We start from the raw sequence: 19,400 nt of genomic DNA, 5'->3' as shown, positions 1-19,400 counted from the left end.
GGTGAGGATGCGTATCCGTTCAGTGAGTTACGCCCCTTGGCCGAACCCTGACTGCGACGAAGGGAGGAAGCGGCGGTGCCCTACGTGCTCGGCATCGACCTCGGCGCTGCCCGGACCCACGCCGCGCTCCGTCGCAGGCAAGGTGACCGGTGGGAGGATCCCGAGCCGTTGTGGCTGGGCGAGACGTCGCCGGCGACCGCGACCGCGCTCTTCCTCGACGACGAGGGTTACCTGCTCACCGGCGACGCGGCCACGCAAGCCGGTGCCGCCGTTCCTTCCCGCCTGATCACCGGTTTCCACCGCCGCATCGGCGACGACGTGCCGGTCTTCATCGGCAGCGAACCGTTCACCCCGGAGTCCCTGACCACCGTCTTCATCGAGGGCATCGCCGACGTCGCGGCCGGCCAGACCGGCGGACCGCCGCGCCAACTCGTCATCACCCAGCCCGGTGACTGGGGCGGTTACCGACGCGAACTCCTGCGCCAGTCGCTTGCAGAGTCCGGTTTCGCCGCTGTCACGCTCGTTCCCAGCGCGATCGCCGCGCTCTACGCCCACCTCCCGGAGCCCGGTGCGGGCGACCGGACAGCGGCGGTGTGCGAGTTCGGCCCGGACGGCGTCACCGTCACCTTGGCAACCGCCTCGGGAGCCAGCGGTTGGATCGCCCGGAACAGCACCGAGGGCGTCGCGCCGGGTGCCGCGGTCAAGACCGCGTTCGGTCTCGCGCAGGCGGCCAACGTCGCCCCCGAGTCGCTGGCCGGCCTGGTGTTCTGCGGCGAACCCGGCCCGGGCACTCGCCCTGGACGTCTGCCCTGCCCGTTCTTCACCGGCCCGCAACCTGCGGATACGGCTGCCATCGGCGCCGGGATCCTTGCCAGCCAACGGACGAGGCCTCTCGCGCGACGGGAAGCCCCTGCTCCCGAAACCACCCTGCTGCCGCGAGTCGACCGCGAACCCGAACTTCCGGAAAGACCCGAGCGGCCGCCGGTGGAGATCACGCCATTCACGCTGCCGGAGCCCGAGGGGGCTGCCAAACTGTTGGGTCGATGGCGACCGCTCGCCGCCGCGGCGGCAGTGCTGGCGATCAGCTCCTCGATCCTGATCGCGGTCCTCACGTCCCACGAAGCGACCGCCGACAAGGAACCCGTTTCTCCCCGTCCCCCTGTCCTGAGCTCGTGCGCCCACCCAGCCGCAGCTCCCTCCGGTGAAGGTCACTGTTGAACGCACTGCTGGCGAAAACCGGCAACGACGCCGTCCACCCCGCAGCCCGCCGCCTCCTCGAACAACTCGCCGACGCCCCCGCGGCCCCAGTCCGGCTCGTGGTCGTCGCACCCGGCGGCTACGGCAAGACCGCCTTGTTGGGCGCGCTCGATCGCAGCTACCGCGAAGCAGGTGTCGAGGCCACGGTCGTCGACGACGCAGACCAGCTCGACGACGAAGACTTGACCAGGCTCACCATGCTCGCGGCCGCCAAAGAGGGACCGCTCGTGGTGGCACACCGTCCGAACCCTCGCGCGCAAGCGTTGCGGTCTCTCGGTGAAACGCTGCTGCTGCCGCCGTTGACTGTCGACGAAGTCGGGAAGCTCGCGAAACAACTCACCGGCCGCACAGCGGACGCCCCCGCCCTGCACGCCAGCACCGGTGGTGTCCCCCGTCTCGTGGAGCGGGTAGTAACCGCCCGTCTCGCTGACTTCCGCGCCGAACTGGCAGCGCTCGACGACGACGTCCTCCGCTACCTCATCGCCGCCGAAGCCGGCGCGGCCCGCAACCTCGACCTGCTGTGTTCGTTGCTGGAGCGCACACCAGACGAACTGTCCGAAGTCGTCGACGGCGCCCGCGCGACCGGCCTCCTCGACGCCGAAGACATTCTCTTGCCTGCCGCCGCCGAAGCAGTACGCGCTTACGGACCACCCGCTCGACGTCTAGCGGTGTTGCAGCAACTCGTGGAAGCACAGCTGACTCGGGGCCTGCCCGTACTTGACCTCGCGACGTCTCTGCTCGACGCCGGCAGTTCCGGTGCCTCCGCAGCGACCGCATTCGCAACGGCCGCGAGCGAAGCACTCCCCACCGACCCAAAGCACGCCGCACGGCTCTTCGAAGCCGCAGCCGACGCTGGGGCCCGCGACGCCGCGACCACTACGGGCTGGGCCCGCGCCGCCGCATTGTCCGGAGATTTGGACACTGCCCTCCGCCTAGGCGACGGCATGCTGTCCGGCGAAGACCCCGAAGCACGAGCCGCCGGTGCCGAGATCGCCGCGACAGTCCTCGCCCACCGCGGCGAACTGGCCCGAACTGCGGAGCTGTACCGCTGGGCCGCAGCCACGGACAGCTGGTCTCGCCAACACGCGACCGCTCCGGGAGCCAACTCCGGCGGCCATGACTCCACCCGGCCAGACAACGAAAGTCCGGCCGACGCGACGACGATCCACCAAGCGGCAACCCGGCGGCCATCAGCCAACTCGACAGATTCCCAAGCCTTCGCGCTCCCCCACCGCGCAGACGCTGCCGCCGACCCCGCTTCCTCGACACCGACCGCTTACGCCCCCAACAGCAATACCTCGTTCCCTACGCCGTCCCAACCGAATGGCGAAAGCTATCGCTGGGCAGGCCCCGGTGCGGTGGACGCGTTCGCCACGATCGCACTCGTCGGAACCGGCCAGGCGACCGACGGTCAAGCTGTCGCCAACGTCCCGATGCCGGGTGCCGCGCCGACGTTGTTCACCGGTGCCGCTGCACGAACAGCAAGCGGGATCGTGGAATCGGTGTTAGGTTGCGGAACGGAGGCGTTGCCGACGCTCGTAGGTGCCGCAGCGATGCTCGAACCGGCAGTTGGCGGCGCACCGCTTCCGGACAGCCCCGCGGCACTCGCCGCGCTCGCGGGCCTGCACGCAGGCGAACTGGCGCTCGCAGAGTCGGTGCTTGAACGAGCACTGGCCAGCAACGTCGGCGGCGATCTGCTCGCCACCCGGCACCGGCTGCTGCTCGGCTGGGTCGCGATGACCGGCGGCCATCTCGCCGCGGCGACGGAACACCGCGACGCCGTCGCTGGCACCAAACTTGAGGCTCGCGACGAATTGTTCTTCGCGACGCTGGAACTCGGCCTCGCCCGGCGAGCGAGCGACCTGGTCGGATTGCAACAGTCGTGGGAGCGGGCGTATCAGGCGTCCATGCGTCAGCAAGTGGACTTGTTCACGTTGCTGCCGTTGGGAGAACTGGCAATCGCAGCCGCTCGGACTGGTGCACACGCCAAGCTTTCCCGTCGGTTAGAACGCGCGCACGCGATGCTCGACCGCCTCGGTAATCCTCCTTTGTGGACGGTCTCGCTGTGCTGGCATGAATTGCACGCCGCGATCACCACAGAAGACCGCACCACCGCGGAACAGCAACTGGCCGCACTGAACCGCTTCGCCGACTGCGGCCGCTACCCAGCCGCGCTCGCCCGCGCCGCTGGGTGCTGGCTTGCGGTGCTCAGCGGCACGTTCGATCCAGGAGAAATCTCCGCAGCCGCCGCGGAACTTCATGAACTGGACCTGTGCTGGGACGCGGCCCGGCTGGCCGGCCAAGCCGCGATTCGCACCTCTGACCGCAAGGCGATGGTCCAGCTGCTCGAAGCGGCTCGGCAGTTCCAGGGCACGACCGGACGTCTTGAGTCCGCCGCTCCGGCACCAGGCGCGGCGACCGGCTTGAGCGCACTCAGCGAACGCGAGCTTGAGGTCGCCCGTCTGGTAGTCGACGGCCTGACTTACAAACAAGCCGGTAGCAAACTCTTCATTTCCGGCAAGACTGTCGAACACCACATGGCCCGCATTCGCGGCAAGCTCGGTGCCTCAGACCGTCGCGAACTGCTCGCGACCCTGCGCGAACTCCTCGCCAAGCCGACCGTGCACTGAATCGTGGACGGACTCAGTCCCGGCTGGGGCCGAAACGCTCGGTCCGAATCGACTGCGGCGAATGTCCCAGCGCGAGCATGATGTCCGCGGCGGCCTCTACGAACCCGGTCGGCCCGCAAATGTACGTGGTCGCACCGAAGTCAGCGGGCCACGCAGCGGTGTTCAACGTCGCGACGTCGATGCGCCGCGGAATGCCGGATCGCCCTTCCGGGAGCTCCCGCGTGTAGACGTAAGTGATGTCCAAGCCTGCATAGGGTCGGCGGAGTTCCTCGGCGTAGTACAGCTCCGCCGGGGTGCGCAGCGAATAGACCAGCCGGAACAAGGCTTTGCTGCCAGCTTTGCGACGAGCCCGGATCATCGACATCAGCGGGACGATGCCCGCACCACCGGCGACGAGCAGCACCGGTGCCGAGTCGGCGGGACGCCACACGAACCAGCCGCCGATCGGGCCGCGAATTTCGACTGGGTCACCGATCGCGTAAGGGCCGGTGAGGTGTTCGGACACTTCACCGTCGGCTACCCGTTGCACGGTTAGTTCGATCCGGTCTCCGTTTGCCGGTGCAGCGAGCGAGTAACTGCGTTGTGCCGTATAGCCGTCAGCTGCGGTAAGGCGAACGTCAACGTGCTGTCCCGCGAGATGACCGGGCCACCCTGGGATGTCGAAGACCAGGGTACGCGCCGTCGGTGTCTCCTGCCGGATCTCGGCGAGCCGGGCGACGCGCCACGCTAGTCGCCCTGATACCGCTGTTCTCGCCATGGATCTCCGTAGTCGTGATAGCCGGCCGCTTCCCAGAAGCCCGGATCGTCCTTCGTTGCGAGCCGCAGCTCGCGCACCCACTGCGCGGACTTCCAGAGGTACAGATGCGGCACCAACAGCCGAGCCGGGCCTCCGTGTTCCGGAGTGAGTGGCTTGCCGCCGTATTCGTAGGCGATCCAAGCTTGTCCGCCGAGGAGATCCGCGAGCGGCAGGTTTGTGGTGTAGCCGCCATAGGAGTGCGCCATAACGTAATCAGCGGCGGTATCGAGATCCCCGACGAGCGCTTCCACTGGGACGCCGCGCCAATGAGTGTCCAGTTTGGACCATTGGGTGACGCAATGGATGTCGACCGTGATCTTCTCGCTCGGCAGCGCCATCAGTTCCGGCCACGACCATGAGCGACGTTCGCCGCGCTCGGTCACTACCGCGAACTCCCACCGCTCGGTGCTCACTCGAGGGGTGGGCCCGGCCGAGAGAACCGGGAAGTCTTCGGCGAGATACTGCCCCGGCGGCAGCCGCGGGTTGGCACCGCGGGCGCGTCCGGTGAAGCCTGGTGTGACGACTCCCATCGCGCTCCCTCCGGACATACCCGACGGTTCGGTTCCCCAGACGCGAGACTACCCGCGTACCTGCAGCCCGAGCGACGTGACGAGTACCGCCGCCTGTTCCGGGGACACGATCGCGCCGGTCAGCGACGCCCGAGTCAGGTCAAGGGATGACAGATCGCTTCCCCGGAGTTCGGCGCGCGCGAGGTCGATGTCCTGCAGTTCTGCGCCAGACAGATCCACGTCGGTGAGCACTGCTCCCGAACACTTCGCCTTGGTGAGGTCCGCTTCGCGCATCCGCACCTGTTGGAACGTGACTCCACGCAGGTCAGCACCGTTCAAGCCGACGAAAGACCAGTCTCCGCCGGTCACGCGCAACGGCCGCAGGTCGCAGTCTTGGAATCGACTGCCGACCAGCTTGCATCCGGTGAACTCGGCATCGAACAGATTGCACCCTTTGAACACGCAGCCGGTGAACGCAGAGTCGGTGTGCCGGGAAGCGTTGAACTGGACGTTTCCGAACACACAGTCCAGGAAGGAGACACCGCGCGTGACTGCTTCGGTGAGGTCGACCTGGTGGAATTCACAGCGCACGAACCGACGTGCGGTGAACTCCTCCGCGTACCAGTCTTCGCGCCGGTAGACGCGGTCTTCGACCGTCTCGATGTCGGACGGTTCGTGGTCGTGTTCAGACATTCGTCGAGCCTAGTTCGCCGCCCTGCCGATCGGGTGCCGGACGCGACCTCAAGCGGCTCGGTGCGCCGGAGTTCTGCCTGGTGGCGAGCAGGATCACCGAGACCGCAGCATCTGCCGGGCCGATGGCTGCTCGGGCGGCTCGGGTGATCGACCCCTTCCTGTCCGTTACGCGGCCCGTGCCACAGCGAGGAGCGGTCTCCTCAGGACAGCCATACGATGGCCTGATGAGCGAAGGCCGATGGTTCGATGCCTGGATGCCCTGGCCCGAACTGTCGGGCCTGGCCGCCGCGGGCCGGGCACTGCTGCCCGCAGTGCCCGCGACCCCGGCCGCGCTCGCCCGGACCGTCACCGAGCAACTAGTGGGCCGTCGCCTTACGACCACGGTGCAAGGCCACGAAGTCGGCCTGACGCTCACCGAACTCGACTATCCGGCGGACTCGCTTCGGCTGGCCACAGGTCGAGTCGGAGACGTTCGCATTGTCGCGGAAGACGTCGACTGGCCCGTTCCGAACAGTTCGGCGGCCCCCGTTGAGCACGGCGCTGACAGCCTGGCCCGCACTGCCCGCTCGTCTCGAACCGCAGCGGCCGGAGCAGCGTCGAACGCGCGTGGCGAAACGACGGACCCGACCACCGCGGACGCGCTCGGCATGCCTGCTGCGACGGGCACTCGGTCCCCCGCCGGCGAAACAAACAAGACAGACGGCCCGCCGGACGTGGCTGGGCTTGCGGCTGGTCGGATCGCGCAGTCCGCCGACGACCGAATTGACGCACGCCCATCCGGTCCACGAGAGAACACGGCATCGTCGGGTTCCGTTCAGGCGCAAGGCAATCGCCGAAGCGCGGAAGCCACACCTGGTGCCGCAGCATCGAACCCCATCTCGGAATCTGACGCAACGAAGGCCGGACCGCACGAATCAGAACGAACGACTTCTCGACGCGGGTCCGGAAGGGCGTCCACCGGTCTCGAAGCTGGCCCGGCAATTCCGCCGAGTGTCGGATCGCCTGCGCAGCCAGACGTCGAACGCATTCCGTTGCGACGCGTGACCGTGCTCGCCAAAGACGTGCGGCTTCGAGGATTGCCTTCGCCAGCGGCGATTCCCGGATCTGTCGAACTCGAGATAGAAGTGAGCGGGACCGTGGTGCGGGATCGGGTCGCGGCGGCACGTCCGGACCTGATCGCGACGCCGCATCCGGAAGGGTTCCGGGTGCGCTGGCGGAAGCATCCGCACTGGGGATGCTTGACTCTCGTCGCGGGCATCGAAGACGACGCGATAGTGCTGACCCCGACCGCACTCCGCCTCGGACGATGGACGAGGCGTCCGCCGAAGCGGATCCGGCCGATCGTGCTTCCCCTCCCGGATCTGCCGAAAGGCTTGCGCCTGACCGGAATCCGGCCTGCTGAAGACGAGCTCGCGCTGACGATCGCAGCCGACGAATGGCCTGGACGGCTCGCCCGGATTCCGCTGCCGGACTTGCTGACCTGGCTGACGACAGCGGCAATGACACTGACACTTCCCGGATTCGGATCACGGTCCCTCCCCTGAACCGGCGGCGGCACCCACCGGACCCCTTCTAGGCCCGAGCAATGGACGCGGCACTGCCGTGTTCCAGAGTGCTCGAACACGCGTTCGCAATCATCACCCGATCAGGGAAAAATCGAAAACCGTTGGGGCACAAGGGAAACTCGAAAACAGCCCGAAATCTTGTCGGTGCGCTCGGCTAACCTCGGAATCGAGCCGTCAGTTCGCTCCGAGGGGAGACCACCGATGACAACCACCGCAGAACTGCTCCGAAGAACCCGAAGATCCCGGTGCCGTGCCGGACATCCACGGGCAAGCGCGCGTTCAGAGCGACGCTTGCTCCTCGACCGGAAGGCAGACCTCGAACCGCGTGTCACCCGGTTCCGACGTCACTTTGATGTCGCCCGAGTGCCGTTCCACGACGATCCGCCACGAGATGTCCAGGCCGAGACCAGTTCCTTCGCCGACGCCTTTGGTCGTGAAGAACGGTTCGAAGATGCGCTGGCGCACCTCTTCCGGGATCCCCGGCCCGGTGTCGCCGATCTCGACCCGCACCTGCTTGCCGACCTGCCACGTGCGCAGGGTCAGCGTTCCCTCGCCGCCCATGGCGCCGACGGCGTTGTCGATGATGTTGGTCCACACCTGGTTCAGTTCGGCTGCGTAGGCGGGAACCCGGTCGATCGAGCAGTCGTATTCCTTGACCACGCGGATGCCCTCGCCGAGCTTGCCCGACATCATCACCAGCGTGGAGTTGAGTCCTTCGTGGACGTCGATGAACTGGTGCGGGGCGCGATCCATTTGCGAGTACTGCTTCGCCGCGCCCACGAGCGTGGAAACCCGGCTGGTCGAGTCTTCGATCTCGCCCATCAGCATCTCGGTTTCGAGCGCGTACGCGAGCCAGCGGATCGCGCCGTCGAGCAGTCCTTCGCCCACCGATTCCAGCACATGGTCGAGATTCGTCGGGGTGAGCCCGGCGGCGACGAAGATGCTGGCGAGGTCCCAGCCCTGGTCGATGCCGTGGTCGTCGAACCAGTCGCCGATCTCGTCCTCGCGGTCGGCTTGCTGCATCGCGGAGAGCTTGGGCGCGTCGCCGACCTGCTTTACCAAGCGTTCCTGCACGTCGAGGAGCAGTTCGAGCAGGTCCGGGTCGATGTCTTTCTTCGCCAGGATCGCCAGCTTGTGCCGCATGCCGGCGACTCGCTCGCGCAGCGCGGCAGTGGCTCGTACCGCAGCTGCGGCCGGGTTGTTGAGTTCGTGCATGAGCCCCGCGGACAACTCGCCGAGAGCGACGAGCCTGCGGCGCGACGACACCAGCGCGTCGGTGTTGCGCCAGCCGAGGTACATCCCCTCCAGCAGGTGCGCCGCCATCGGGAACCATTGCCGGAATTCGACGGCGAACTCCGCGGCGGGGAGTGTGAGGAAGGTCAGGTCGCTGACGGCGTAGATCGTCGCGCCGTAGGTGGCTTCGCTGTCCTGGTAGGCCAGGAATTGCGTTGCACCGCAGTAGGAACCGCGCTGATCAGACCTCTTCATCTCGACCTCGGCGCCGGCCACCACACGGGTCATCCGCAGCGCGCCGTTGAGCAGAACGTAGAAGCACGTGGCCGGGTCGCCCTCGCGGATCACCACGGAGTCAGCTTTGAACTCCTCGCGCACCGCGTTCTGCTCGATCCAGTCGAGCTGCGCGTCGGCGAGGTGTTCGAACAAGAACAGGCCGCGGAGTTCCTCGCGCGGCAAGGCGGGCTGAGTCACTGTTCCTCCAAGTAACGGTGGACCAGGGTCACGGCCATCGCACCCTCGCCGACGGCGGACGCCACGCGTTTCACCGACTGCGAGCGCACGTCTCCGGCCACGAACACGCCGGGCACTGACGACTCCAGGTAATGCGGATCGCGGTCAAGGGTCCATCCCGGCGGCCTGCGTCCGTCCTCCACGAGGTCTGGGCCGGTCCGGACGAATCCGTGGGCGTCCCTGAGGACGCTCTTTCCCAGCCACTCCGTGCGCGGAGCGGCTCCGATGAAGATGAAGAGGTGTTCCGTGTCCAGTTTCTCGGTCACGCCGTCTTTGCAGACCGTGATGGACTCGAGGTGATCGTCCCCGTGCGCTTTGATCACCGTCGTGTGCGTGCGGACGTGCACGTTCTCGATGGCAGCGATCTGCTCGATGAGGTAGTGCGACATCGACGACTCCAGCGACGCGCCGCGCACCAGCAGCGTCACGTCGGTGGCGTGCTGGGCGAAGAACACCGCCGCCTGGCCCGCGGAATTCGCGCCGCCGACGATGTACACGTGGTCGTTCGAGCACTCAGGTGCTTCCGTCGCGGCAGAGCCGTAGTAGACACCTCGGCCGGTCAGCTCCGCGATTCCCTCGGCTTCCAGCGCTCGGTAGTTAACGCCGCTGGAAAGGATCACGGAGTGCGCGGCGATCTCGGATCCGTCGCCGAAGGTCACGACCCGGCTCGACCCGCGCGCTTCCAGACCCACGACATCGCGGGCCGTAAGCACTTCGGCGCCGAACTTTTGCGCCTGGCGGCGGGCTCGATCCGTGAGCTGCGCGCCGGACACTCCGTCCGGGAAGCCAAGGTAGTTCTCGATCCTGGAGCTGGTTCCGGCCTGGCCGCCGGTGGCCTTGCGCTCGACCAGCACGGTCCGCAGTCCCTCGGAAGCGCCGTACACCGCGGCACCGAGTCCGGCCGGACCGCCGCCGATCACCACCAGGTCGTAAAAGTCCTGCGCGGGCTGCGTGGAAAGGCCCACCGCATCGGCGATCTCGCTTCCCGATGGCTGTTTCAGCACCGTGCCGTCCGGCGTCACCACGACCGGGATGTCGGTCTCGCACGCGCCGGCGGCTTGGAGAATACGGCCGGCTTCCTCGTCGTCGACCGAGTACCAGCGATACGGGACGGCGTTGCGAGCCAGGAAGTCGCGCATCCGGAACGACGGCGCCGAGTACCGGTGCCCGATCAGCTTCGTCTCTTCCACCGGCCGATCGCCGACCGCCAGCCAGGTCTCGACGAGCGAGTCGATGACCGGGTACAGCTTCTCCTCGGGCGGGTCCCAGGGCTTGAGCAGGTAGTGGTCGACGTCGACCACGTTGATCGCCTGGATCGCGGCGTCGGTGTCGGCGTAGGCCGTCAGCAGCGCGCGCCGGGCGTTCGGGAAGAGGTCCATCGCCTTCTCCAGGAAGACGATGCCGTCCATGTGCGGCATGCGGTAGTCGGCGAGGATCGCCGCGACGGCGTCGCCGCGCAGCTTGATCTCGCGAAGTGCGTCGAGGGCGTCGGCGCCCGAATCGGCGCGGATGACGCGGTAGTCCTTGCCGTAGCGGCGACGCAGGTCGCGCGCCACCGACCGCGAAACGGCGGGGTCGTCGTCGACGGTCATCAGGATCGGCTGGCTCACACGGCACAGCCTACGGTGTCCCGTCGGCTGTCGCGGCAAACAACAGAATCAGGGACCGGTGCCCGTCGCGGCCGCCACCGCGGCGGGCACCGGTTGCTCAGGTGGCGGCTACGGATAGCGCACCAAGTTGACCGGCTTCGTCCCCGCCGGGGTGGTCGCGCCGACGTCGTTGATCACGTGGGCGATCGTTCCCTGGTGGTTGAGCGACACCGTCACCATGCCGTGGAACCGCACGTCGGGAGCGTCCGGAGCGGCGAAAGCGTGCGAGCAGGACACCGACGGGTTCGAGTTGAAGAAGCAGTAGCTGCCAAGGCCCCAGGCTTCGTGGCTGGTCACGTCCGGGGCGACCTGGTACGCGGCGTAGCCCGCGCTCCCGCCGTTCATCCAGGCTGCCTGGTCAGGGACGTCGTAGGGCATCTCGTTCTGGAAGAAGTAGGTGCGCCCGCCGTTTCCGTTCCAGGTCACCTGCGTCTTCTGGAAGTGCTCGACGAACAGCCCGTAGACGGTCACGTCGTCGCCGTTCACCACCAGGCCGGTGTCGGCGGTGTTGAAACTCCAGCCAACGTGACTGTCGTCGGCACCGTGGTCGGCTCGCCAGAGCCACAGGTGGTCGCCGATCACCTGGTTGCTGTTGACGACGAGGCTAGTGTGCGCTTTGCCCGCGGCGGCACCGCCGACGCGGAAGAACACGTCGTGCAGCGAGGTCGGGTTCGCCGAATGGTCGGCGTCCGACCCGGGATCGCCGACCTGCATGAGCGTGGCCGACGAGGTCGTTCCGGCGTCGATCAGCAGGCCGGCGATCTTTACTCCGTCCACGTCGTCGACGTTGATCGCAGTGATCCCGCCGTCTGGGATCAAGGTCGCGATGCCAAGGCCGAGGACGACGGTGTCCGGGCGAGTCACCTGGAGCGGCTGATCAAGGTGGTACACGCCTGGGGTGATCAGCAGGTTCTGGCCCGCCCGCAGAGCTTCGTTCATCTCGGACGCGGTAGTGCCCGGCTTCGCGATGAAGAACTGGTCGATGGGCAACGCGACACCTGGTGCGCTGTCGTGTTCCCAAGTGACCCCGGAGGTGTTGCTTCGCAGGGCGGGCACGAACACCCGGTAGTGACCGGACTCGTCGATCTGGAGGCACGGCTTCTCGCGGACGACCGGGGCCTGGTCGATCGTCGTGTACGGCGGGTCCGGGAAGGTGCCGACGGGAGCGCCCTTCACTCCGACGAACACCATGTTCCAAGTGGACCCGGTCCAGCCGCCGAAGTGCGAATCGCGCGAGATCCATTGCTGCTGCGATCCGGAACGGACCTGGCCGTCGATCTTCGTGTCCGAGATCCAGCCCCCGCTCGACCAGCCGCCGCCGTCGTCGAGCCGAAGGTCGCCGCGGACGTGCATGCGCCGGTACGGGCTCGCCTGCGAGACGGCCCATTGATCCGCGCCCCCGACCGGGTTCACGGACAGGTTCTCCGCGCCGCGCCAGAAGTTCTGGGTCGCGTTGTTCGGGGGAAACCAGTCAGCCTCTACGTGCACCGCGCCGTTGATCGTCACGGCGTCGGGGGTGCTGCCCAGTCCGAGAATTTGGGTGTAGAAGCCGACGTTCACGTCGTTGGAATACGCACCGGGCTTGAACAGCACCGCGTAGCGCTGACTGCCGAACTGGTTCTTCTCCTGCTCCGCGAAGATCGCGTCCAGCTTGCGCTGGATGCTCTCGCTCGGCATCGACGGTTCGAAAACGACGACGTTCGGCCCCAGGTCCACTTGTCCCGGCGGCGGAGAAGTAGTGCCACCCACGGAGATCAGTGTGAACGACTCGTTGGCGGCGTCATGATGGCCGTGCTGCTGCGGCTTCTCGCGGTCGGCAGCCAACCCGGCCGGACGGGGTTCGCGGTCTCGGCCGGGGGCAAGATCGACAACCGCAGCGGTCGGATGTGCTGGCCATTGCGGGTCAAGCTCGGTGGACGGCAGTCGCGGCGGGACTGCGGCACAGCTGGTTTCCGAGGCGTTCTTGTCCTTCGACGACGCAGGGCGCGGGGGCCGGGTGGTCGTCTCTGCATCGCCCTTGCGGGTGAGGTGGAAGTGCCAATCGTGCGCGTTTGTTCCGGTGCCGGTGTACGGGCGGGCCAGCGGGGCGGGCGTGACGAGCAGCCGAGTAGCGGCTCGTTGGGCGTTCGCGGTCTCGGTTTGGGCGGGCCATGCGTCAGTGTGGGCATCGAGGGGCTGCCGAGGCGGCGTTCCGCTGTTCCGGCCGGGGAGGTAGGCGGTCGAACTCGGAGGTGTCAGCGGCGGAGCGGCCACTCTCCGTGATTCGGGATTCATCGTCACCTCCTTGCCGAGACAGGCGGCCGAGCGACCTTGGCCGGGGGTGCGGTTCGCCTCGTGGCGGGAGTCGGCTCGAAGGTCGCGACTGCGGAGGAATGTAATCGCGGACACACTGACACTCAACGCAAACCTGAAGAAAAGTCAGGAAGGGCAGTCGACCTGCACTAATGCGCCCAGGGTGGGCAGTGGAGATGCAGGTTCGGCCAGCTTGGCGCGCCGTTCTGGCGTGGCCGCGACGCCTAACCGACCCCCTGACGAAGGAGCCGAAGGCGGGGTGTACTGTATGTCCATACGAGATGCGGAGTTCACCTCTGCTTCGGGGCTATGGCGCAGCTGGTAGCGCACCTCACTGGCAGTGAGGGGGTCAGGGGTTCGAGTCCCCTTAGCTCCACAAGTTGCATAGGAACCCTTCGGCCACGCAGTTCAGGTTGGCCGGAGGGTTTTTTGCATTCGTGGGCATGAATTGATGCGGCCGGGTCCGCTAGACGGTCGATTGCCCGGGGCTGGTGCTGCTGGACTGCGGGTTGGCGTCGGAAGCTCGGCGATCGGGCTGGGAAGTTCGTTGACGGCGGTTGCTGCTTGCCGGGCATGGTCGCGGTCGGGTGACCAGTGTTGGTGCGGCGGCGTCGAGGGCGATGATCTCGTCCAACGGCATTGTGCTGAAGCAGGTGGTCGCGATGTCTGGAGACGCCTCTTCAGACAGGCTGCGGGCGATAAGTCGCATTAGTTGCCGCGGCGGCTAGCGGGTTCATTACGGCTAAGGCGCGTGGGGTTGCCGCGCCGCGGGCAGATGGCCGCTTCTTCTCGCAAGACGGAGGCTCGTCCAAGGGCGACTGCGGCGTCCGGGCGGGAACCCGATGGCGGTCTCGATGGGAGACGTCGGCTGATGGGCACGGCAGGACTGTCGGGCGGGAGCGCGCCCTCAGGCCGGAGGGGGCGTCTTGGGCGAGGTGGCGGCACGTGGGAGGCATTGGTTGCTGGCCGGTTCATGGGCTTGACCGCGGTCGTCGAGGAAGCGCGGTTGGGAGAGCGCATTCTCGGGGTGCCGATTCAGGCGGGTTGGCGGCTAACGCGGGTGTTGGGCGCGGTGCATCGCCGGCTGGGTGCGATCCGGACGTGACGGCGTGGGGCTGGTCGGCGGTGTTCGTAGTGAGGTCGCGTTTCGCGGAGACCCGATTTCGGATGGTCTCAGACGGGATGCGCGCGACAGTCCGCGCTGAGGGCAAGTAGGAGACGATTACGGCGTTGGTGATCTCGTTCCGGCTCGTTCGCACCTGGCGCGGCCGCGACCGGGGAAGCGACAAGATTGGTTCAGTGGTTCGCGATCTCGTCGGAGACGGGGTTCGGGCAGGGGCGGGACCCGGCGGTGGAAGAGGGCGGGGATCGGCCGCGCGCGGAGGTGGCCGGGACTGCGTCGAAAGGGCGGAAGTTCGCAAAATTTCCCTGTTACGACCCGACCGGTCGATGTCGCGGATTGCACACTGGCGCAATAGAAGGATTCTGTCCCAGTAGCCGAGAGGGCGAGCGGCGGCGTTCATGATGTCGAATGCCTTGGCGCAACCCTGGGGAACAACAGAAACACCCTGCGTCGCCAGGCCGCTAATAAATAACCATTCGCCGACTCGGCAGCAACGGGCAGAAATGTTGCCCGGAACTGCAAATAGAACTCACCGCATGCCGGAAAATGCGGCTCCGCCCAGCCGCGTTAATTGATTCAACACCGTACCGGCGAGTACGACAAGGTATTCGCCGCAGAAGGGGGTTCTGGTGGAGGTAACACCACTGTCGCACCTGGTGCCAGCACCACCATCGGGAGGTCGAGGGCAACAAATGGGGAACGGCCTTCCTATTGCCGCCGGGAAACTGTCGCGCATGACGCCAACTCATTACCCCAATCGGAGGTAGACCGACTTTTCAATGTCTGACATGCTCGGCTCGGCCGACAGCTCGGTGCGTGGGGTCACTTGAGACGGGCTATTTTTCCTCAGGGGTAGATATGGAAATTGAGCTATTGGGATCGGTGACGCTCAGGCAAGCCGGCCGCAGACACGGAGTCGCGTCGCGAAAGGTGCGGACTGTGCTGGCGTTGCTGGCTTTGTCGCCGGGAGTTCCGTTGTCCCTGGACACGCTCGCGGACGAGCTGTGGGCTGACAAACCCGTGTCCAACGTGCGCAATGCTTTGCAGGCCAACATCGCGCGGTTGCGGAAGCTCGTGTTCAACGTGACCGGCGAGCGCGAGGTGGTGCGCACGGTCAGCAGCGGGTATCTGATGACCGTGCCTGCCGAGGCTGTCGACGCGCATCGGTTTTCCGCTTTGGCGCAGCGTGGCACCGCGTTGCTCGGGCAGGATCCGCGTGGTGCCATCACGGTCTTCGAGCAAGCTTTGCGGCTCTGGCGCGGGCCGGCGCTGCTCGACGTCGCCGATTGCACTCGCTGCCGGATGGCTGCCGAGCAGCTCAACGAGCATCGGCTTACCGTGCAGGAGGACTTGATCTCCGCGCGGCTTCAGGTTGGGGAGCACCACGGGCTTTCCCACGACTTGAAACAACTCGTCGCGGAGAACCCGGCGCGCGAGCGGCTCAGCGAGTACCTGATGATCTCGCTTTACCGCGACGGCAGGCAGGGCGAGGCGGTCTCCGTCTTCCACAGCACCCGCAAGTGGCTGGGCGCCGAACTCGGGCTGGAGCCTGGGCCGGGGCTGCGCCGGCTGTACCAGTCCATCCTGATGCAGGACCAGGTTCTCGACTGACCCGTCGTTTTCTCTTCCACGGCGTCAGCATGGCAGTCCCCGATGACCGCCTGCTGACACCGCGCCTACGGGGCTCCTCGCGTCAGGGCGCTGTCAGAAGGGTGTCACTGCTCGCCGCTAGTTTTCGGGCCGATCCCTTGTAACGGTCCCTGACGATCGGGAGTGACCCCCATGACGACAGCCGTCTCCGAACGCATGCAGCAGATCCGCGAGATCGTCTGCACGCACCTCGAACTCGACGACGCGGAGCTCACCGAAACCAGCGATTTCGCCGACGACCACGAGGCCGATTCGCTGTCGCTGATGGACGTGCTGGCCGCGCTGGAGAAGAAGTTCGGCGTCACGATCGACCAGGCCCAGTTCGCCCGGATGACCAACCTGCGCGCGGTGTACGAGGTCGTCTCGGAATCCGCGAGCTGGTAGAGACCATGTCGACGAGCATCGGACGACGGGTGGTCATCACCGGATGCGGTGTCGTGTCGAGCATCGGCATCGGGGTCCGGGAGTTCACCTCGGCACTGCGCGCCGGGCGCAGCAACGTCCGGCCGATCTCGGTGTTCGACACCACCGGGTTCGCCCACGACAACGGCTGCGAGGTCGCCGACTTCGAGCCCGCGCGGTGGATCCGCACGCTCGACCCGGGCGATCTCGGCCGGGCGAGCCGGTTCTCCACCGCGGCCGCCCGGCTCGCCGTCGAGGATTCGGGGCTGCCGCTGGAAACCTTGCGCGCCGCGCGCACGCTCGTCTCGGTGGGCAGCACCGACGGCGAGGCGCACGAACTCGACGGCCTGGTGGCGCGGGAACTCTCCGCGGGGCTGGCCGGTCTCGACCCGAAGCTGGTGCGGCGCACCTCCGCGGGACGGCTGGCCACGTCGATCGCGCGCGAACTCGAACTGGCCGATGTCGAGACCGGGACCATCGCGACGGCGTGTTCGGCGGGGAACTACGCCATCGGCAACTCGCTCGACGCGATCCGGTGCGGGGACGCCGAGTTCGCCCTCTGCGGCGGCGCCGACGCGCTGTGCCGCAAGACGTTCACCTCGTTCTACCGGTTGCGCAGCATCGCTCCGGACTGCTGCCGTCCGTTCGACCGCAACCGGATGGGCATCCTCACCGGCGAGGGCGCGGGCATTCTTCTGCTGGAGAGCCTTGACTCCGCGCTCGCTCGCGGTGCGCGGATCTACGCGGAAGTGCTGGGCTACGGCATGTCCTGCGACGCGCATCATCCGGTGGCGCCGCATCAGGCCGGGATCGCCCGTTGCATGGAGCTCGCGCTGGCCGACGCCGGGGTCAAACCCGCCGAGATCGACCTGATCTCCGCGCACGGCACCGGGACCAAAGCCAACGACATGACCGAATCCGCGGCGATCCGCGACCTGTTCGGGCCGAAGCCGCCGCGCACCGTGTCGATGAAATCCATGCTGGGGCATTCGATGGGCGCGGCGAGCGCGCTGGCCGCGATCGGGTGTTCGATCGCACTCACCGAGCAGTTCATCCCGCCGACCATCAACCATCGCGACACCGACCCGGACTGCCCGGTGGACTGCGTGCCCAACGAATCCGTCGACGCCGACCTCGACATCGTGCAGAACAACGGCTGGGCCTTCGGCGGCAACAACGCCGTGGTCCTGCTCGGCCGGTACGAGCGGCAACCCCGAGAGAAGGACCTGCGATGACCGCATCTGCTCGGCACCGTCCGGTCATCTCGGCCTGGACCGCCATCTCTCCCTTCGGCTACGGCCGGGAAGCGTTCGCCGACGGCGTTCGCTCCCGGCGCGAGCCGGTACTCGAACCCGGCGGGCCGGGTGATCCCGCGGCCGTCGTGCCCAGTTTCGACGTGCGCGAGAGGTTCGGCCGCAAGAAGACCCGGGCGATGAACCGGGTCAGCGGGCTGACCGTCGCGGCCGCGCAGCAGCTGCTCGCCGACATGGAGCTGGTTCCGGACGGGGACCGCGAGCACATCGGGTTCGTGCTCGGCACCACGACCGGCAGCGCGCAGAGCATGATGGACTTCACCCGCGCGTCGGTCACCGCCGAGCAGCCCGACCACGTCGAGCCCGCGGCCGTCCCCGGCACGGTGATGAACTGCGCGGCTGGGCAGGCCGCGATCTGGCACGGGCTCAAGGGGCCCAACGCGACGATCGCCGCGGGGCGCACCACTGGGTTGCAGGCCTTGAACTACGCGCGCCGGCTGCTGATGACCGAGCGCGCGGCTCAGGTGTTGTGCGGTGCGGCCGAGGAGCATTCCGACGCCCGGTCCTGGCTTGAACACCACCGGCGCGGCGGGGCGGCGACGCTCGGCGAAGGCTGTGCGATGTTCCTGCTCGAACCGGCGGACTCGGCCGATCCGCGCAGCGTGCTGGCGACGCTCACCGGCATCGACTCGCGGATCTGCCTTGACGGCGACCTCTCCGGAACGTTGCACGCCACCGTGTCCTCGCTGCTGAAACGGTGTGGCGTCGACGCGGGCCGCGTGTGGGCGGCAGTCGGGAGCGGTTTCCCCGCAGGGGCAGACCGTCCCGAGGACGCGACTCTGCGGCAGTTGTTCGGCGACGAAGTGACGGATCGCGTGCCGCCGGTGGATCTCATCGGCGACACCTCCGCGGCGACCGCGTTGTTCGGACTGGCGTCGGTGCTCAGCATCGCCGACGGAGCCGATCACGGCGAGCAGGACCACATCGTCGTGACCGCTTGCGACGACGACGGTTCGGTGGCCGCCGCGCTGCTGCAGCTCGGCGGTGCGCGATGAGCAAAACCGCGCTCGTGACCGGCGGCTCCCGCGGGATCGGCCGGGCCGTCGTGCTCCGCCTGGCGCAGGACGGGTTCGACGTCGCTTTCTGCTACCACAGCAACCGAACCGCGGCGGACGTTCTCGTCAAAGAAGTCCTTGATCTGGGTGTCCGGGTCGAGGCCAGCCAGGTCGATGTGGCCGACGGCGAGGCGGTCACGGCGTGGGTGGAGCGCACGGCTGACGAGTTCGGCGCGCCGGACGCGCTGGTCACGTCGGCGGGGATCACCCGGGACGGTTCGCTCGCGCTGATGTCCGAGCCGGACTGGTCGAGTGTCCTGCGCACGAACCTCGACGGCGTCTTCCACGCGTGCCGCCCGGCGGTGTTCCGGATGATCAAACGCCGCGCCGGAAGCGTCGTGACGCTGTCCTCGGTGTCCGGCGTGCACGGCAATCCGACGCAGACCAACTACTCCGCGGCCAAGAGCGGCGTGCTCGGCTTCACCAAGGCGCTGGCCAAGGAAGTCGGCCGGTACGGGGTGCGGGTCAACTCCGTCGCGCCGGGCCTGATCGAGACCGACATGCTCGGCAAGCTCAGCGAAGCGACCCGCGAGAAGATGCTGCGGGCTGTCCCGCTGCGCCGGTTCGGCAGGCCCGAAGAAGTCGCGGACCTGGTGTCTTTCCTGGTTTCCGAGCGCGCTTCCTACATCACCGGCAGCGTCTTCGAGGTCGACGGCGGCTTCGTCGTCTAGCTGATCTCCCCCTCGCGGCAGCGCTGGCAGCGCGTGCCGCGTCCTATCC

Annotated in this window: 14 protein-coding genes and 1 tRNA gene; 9 read left to right on the top strand and 6 right to left on the bottom strand. The window is 67.4% G+C overall.

What is annotated here, in order from left to right; genetic code table 11:
- The first annotated feature begins 75 nt into the window (after window positions 1-75).
- Together L3Q65_RS43795 and L3Q65_RS43790 are read left to right on the top strand one after the other, a co-directional pair.
- A complete protein-coding gene (locus L3Q65_RS43795; RefSeq protein WP_237598267.1) occupies window positions 76-1,218 on the top strand; it encodes a molecular chaperone DnaK in 1,143 nt (380 codons plus the stop codon).
- The gene (locus L3Q65_RS43790) at window positions 1,215-3,887 is read left to right on the top strand and encodes a helix-turn-helix transcriptional regulator (protein ID WP_237598266.1); all 2,673 of its coding nucleotides are present in this window, start codon (window positions 1,215-1,217) and stop codon (window positions 3,885-3,887) included. The genes L3Q65_RS43795 and L3Q65_RS43790 overlap by 4 nt, the downstream gene beginning before the upstream one ends.
- A 13-nt stretch (window positions 3,888-3,900) precedes the next feature.
- Here L3Q65_RS43790 and L3Q65_RS43785 read toward each other — a convergent pair whose 3' ends face one another.
- The 3 genes from L3Q65_RS43785 to L3Q65_RS43775 are packed head-to-tail and all read right to left on the bottom strand — an operon-like array spanning window position 3,901 to window position 5,885.
- Window positions 3,901-4,644 carry a ferredoxin reductase gene (locus L3Q65_RS43785; protein ID WP_237598265.1) on the bottom strand — a complete coding sequence of 248 codons (744 nt, stop codon included), beginning with the start codon at window positions 4,642-4,644 and terminating at the stop codon, window positions 3,901-3,903.
- Window positions 4,614-5,213: a sulfite oxidase-like oxidoreductase gene (locus L3Q65_RS43780; RefSeq protein WP_237598264.1), complete on the bottom strand. Its 600-nt coding sequence runs from the start codon at window positions 5,211-5,213 to the stop codon at window positions 4,614-4,616. The genes L3Q65_RS43785 and L3Q65_RS43780 overlap by 31 nt, the downstream gene beginning before the upstream one ends.
- Window positions 5,214-5,261: 48 nt before the next feature.
- Window positions 5,262-5,885, bottom strand: coding sequence for a pentapeptide repeat-containing protein (locus L3Q65_RS43775; RefSeq protein WP_237598263.1), 624 nt, complete (start codon window positions 5,883-5,885; stop codon window positions 5,262-5,264).
- Between the two features lie 1,040 nt (window positions 5,886-6,925).
- On the opposite strand from L3Q65_RS43775, the gene L3Q65_RS43770 reads away from it, so the two are divergent.
- Window positions 6,926-7,429: a DUF2993 domain-containing protein gene (locus tag L3Q65_RS43770; RefSeq protein WP_237598262.1), complete on the top strand. Its 504-nt coding sequence runs from the start codon at window positions 6,926-6,928 to the stop codon at window positions 7,427-7,429.
- Window positions 7,430-7,729: 300 nt separating this feature from the next.
- Here the strand turns inward: L3Q65_RS43770 and L3Q65_RS43765 are convergent, their stop codons facing one another.
- From L3Q65_RS43765 to L3Q65_RS43755, 3 genes are all read right to left on the bottom strand, one after another.
- A complete protein-coding gene (locus tag L3Q65_RS43765) occupies window positions 7,730-9,157 on the bottom strand; it encodes an ATP-binding protein (protein ID WP_237598261.1) in 1,428 nt (475 codons plus the stop codon).
- Window positions 9,154-10,806, bottom strand: coding sequence for an FAD-dependent oxidoreductase (locus tag L3Q65_RS43760; RefSeq protein WP_237598260.1), 1,653 nt, complete (start codon window positions 10,804-10,806; stop codon window positions 9,154-9,156). The genes L3Q65_RS43765 and L3Q65_RS43760 overlap by 4 nt, the downstream gene beginning before the upstream one ends.
- A gap of 108 nt (window positions 10,807-10,914) precedes the next feature.
- Window positions 10,915-12,522, bottom strand: coding sequence for a coagulation factor 5/8 type domain-containing protein (locus L3Q65_RS43755; protein ID WP_237601011.1), 1,608 nt, complete (start codon window positions 12,520-12,522; stop codon window positions 10,915-10,917).
- 918 nt (window positions 12,523-13,440) lie between these two features.
- Here L3Q65_RS43755 and L3Q65_RS43750 point away from each other — a divergent pair.
- From L3Q65_RS43750 to L3Q65_RS43725, 6 genes are all read left to right on the top strand, one after another.
- Window positions 13,441-13,513 (top strand) — tRNA-Ala (locus L3Q65_RS43750).
- Window positions 13,514-15,199: 1,686 nt separating this feature from the next.
- Entirely contained in the window at window positions 15,200-15,871 is a 672-nt protein-coding gene (locus L3Q65_RS43745; protein WP_237598259.1) for an AfsR/SARP family transcriptional regulator, read from the top strand.
- Between the two features lie 171 nt (window positions 15,872-16,042).
- Window positions 16,043-16,294 carry an acyl carrier protein gene (locus tag L3Q65_RS43740; protein ID WP_037812007.1) on the top strand — a complete coding sequence of 84 codons (252 nt, stop codon included), beginning with the start codon at window positions 16,043-16,045 and terminating at the stop codon, window positions 16,292-16,294.
- A gap of 5 nt (window positions 16,295-16,299) precedes the next feature.
- On the top strand, window positions 16,300-17,547 hold the full coding sequence (locus tag L3Q65_RS43735) for a beta-ketoacyl synthase (RefSeq protein ID WP_182892380.1): 1,248 nt from the start codon (window positions 16,300-16,302) through the stop codon (window positions 17,545-17,547).
- Entirely contained in the window at window positions 17,544-18,620 is a 1,077-nt protein-coding gene (locus tag L3Q65_RS43730) for a beta-ketoacyl synthase N-terminal-like domain-containing protein (RefSeq protein WP_182892381.1), read from the top strand. Before L3Q65_RS43735 ends, L3Q65_RS43730 begins: the two co-directional genes overlap by 4 nt.
- Window positions 18,617-19,351, top strand: coding sequence for a beta-ketoacyl-ACP reductase (locus L3Q65_RS43725; protein WP_182892382.1), 735 nt, complete (start codon window positions 18,617-18,619; stop codon window positions 19,349-19,351). Before L3Q65_RS43730 ends, L3Q65_RS43725 begins: the two co-directional genes overlap by 4 nt.
- The last annotated feature ends 49 nt before the right edge of the window (window positions 19,352-19,400 follow it).

Source organism: Amycolatopsis sp. FU40 (assembly GCF_021903635.1).
Taxonomy (GTDB): domain Bacteria; phylum Actinomycetota; class Actinomycetes; order Mycobacteriales; family Pseudonocardiaceae; genus Amycolatopsis; species Amycolatopsis dendrobii.
The sequence above is the reverse complement of the archived record's forward strand: the minus strand, read 5'-3'. Positions and strand labels throughout refer to the sequence as shown.